The organism is Dehalococcoidia bacterium, from assembly GCA_041653995.1.
In the GTDB taxonomy this organism is placed as follows: Bacteria; Chloroflexota; Dehalococcoidia; order GIF9; family UBA5629; genus CAIMUM01.
The window spans coordinates 3,019-4,577 of sequence record JBAZEK010000024.1; the positions used below are offsets into that span (position 1 = coordinate 3,019).

Here is a 1,559-nt window from a genome sequence, read left to right on the forward strand (position 1 = left end):
TCGCTCCTCGTTTTAAGCCACTCTTTAGCGAATTCCGTAATGGCTTCTTCGGGGGTATCGCCAAATCCGCAAACGCCCTCTTGTATATTGCTACCCGCTAAAACGCTCCATTGGTTGCCGTCAAGTTCTAAAGACAATTCAAGGGGCTTTTGCTTCGGGATTACACTATCTCTCGTGAACTGGGCGGTTTCCTTGATTAACAATGCCGCTTCTTTTAGCGCAGTCATAGCATCGTGGAAATCACTCAACCCCCATGTTAAGGCATCCCGTTCAAACGGTGTTAGTTCTATCATATCTCCATCCTTGCGATAATGTTTATCGGGTCAAGCTCCCAATAGTAGTATCCTATCAAGAGCGCGGTTACACACAGGAATACGAATAACGCCACCACCAACAGGTCATGCCACATCTCATTGCCGCAGCGGGGGCATATCAGCAGTGCAAGCAGCTTGGCAATGGCTATCAGCATAAGCGCGGCGGTGATGGTTAGCAGGAGGGGCATGGTTTAACCCTCCATTCATAGATTTTAGTGGTGTAATTTTTGCAGTAAGTGCATCGTATTGTGGCATAACGCTCGTAGGTTTCGGGGCGGAATATAATTTCAGTGCTACCGCAAATTGGGCACATATACCCATCAACAGGCGTGCCGTTGCGGGTGTTACCCTGCCGGTAGCACTTGGTTGCCCACCGATATAGCCATTCGCCTAACTTGCGAAATATCATCTCTACTCCTCCCCTGCTTTGTTATAGGCGCGTTCTATTTCGTCAATTACTTCTATCACAGCGTCATCGCTCCATGTATTGTCAGACTTGTATTTTGCCAGCCATTCCCTGAACGCCTTATCTCTTTTCCGAGAGGCGAGGAGTTCGGTGTTTAAGCTATCAAACTTGACTTGGAGGTCGTTAAGCTCCCATCTCATATCAAGGTAAAGTTGATATTGCTCTGGTTTGGTCATCGCCGAAAATTCGTTTCCTGTTACCAATTTGCTCATTACTCCTCCTCTTGGTTCAGGTCAAATACGCTATCCCCGCGTGCATCGCCAGCACAGGTATGTCGGTCAGGGCAGGTCGGACACTTGGTCAGCTTGTTATAGTCGCGAGGTGCTACACAATCCATCTCTTCGGGAGTCATGGCTGCACCCCTACCGGCGGATACTTAGGGTTGGGTAATTGCCCGGTGCCCAGCACCTTATCAAGCCATCCCTTCGGCAACTCGGTGAGGCGCTGGGCATCATCATCCCAATACATGATCCGCTTGCCCAGGGTTGCCGCTAATCCGAGTTCCGGCAGCATATTGCCCCTGGGTTCCGTTAGCCCCGGCAGCGCGACAGTGGTGCAGCTATACAGCCAATTCAGGCATAGCGCCAGGAAGGTGTTCTCCGGTAGCACGCCGTATGCGCCGCCCCACATTGTGTGCGGGCAAAAGACATTATATCCCTGCCGCAACAGCGCGCACATAAGCGCATGGGCGCGGCGGATATTCAGGGTGATATTCTCCACTGTGGGGTTGCCGCCCTTCAGCGGGGCGCAAACATAAATACGCTCCGAGCTATTCATTT

The 1,559-nt window shown here is 51.1% G+C and carries 4 protein-coding genes; all 4 read right to left on the reverse strand.

Features of this window, described 5'->3' with window-relative positions; all coding sequences use genetic code 11:
- Positions 1 to 293 (reverse strand): hypothetical protein (locus WC359_14220; protein ID MFA5401601.1); only part of this gene is annotated, 293 nt, incomplete at its 3' end.
- On the reverse strand, positions 290 to 502 hold the full coding sequence (locus WC359_14225) for a hypothetical protein (protein ID MFA5401602.1): 213 nt from the start codon (positions 500 to 502) through the stop codon (positions 290 to 292). The genes WC359_14225 and WC359_14220, both read right to left, overlap by 4 nt.
- Positions 503 to 725: 223 nt before the next feature.
- Positions 726 to 992 (reverse strand): hypothetical protein, encoded by a 267-nt coding sequence (locus WC359_14230; protein MFA5401603.1) that lies wholly within the window; start codon positions 990 to 992, stop codon positions 726 to 728.
- Between the two features lie 136 nt (positions 993 to 1,128).
- Positions 1,129 to 1,559 (reverse strand): hypothetical protein (locus WC359_14235; protein ID MFA5401604.1); only part of this gene is annotated, 431 nt, incomplete at its 5' end.

What these genes read in the sequence shown, in the direction of transcription:
- WC359_14230 (MFA5401603.1), bottom strand. Translation starts at nt 992, where the DNA reads ATGAGCAAATTGGTAACAGGAAACGAATTTTCGGCGATGACCAAACCA.
- WC359_14225 (MFA5401602.1), bottom strand. Translation starts at nt 502, where the DNA reads ATGCCCCTCCTGCTAACCATCACCGCCGCGCTTATGCTGATAGCCATT.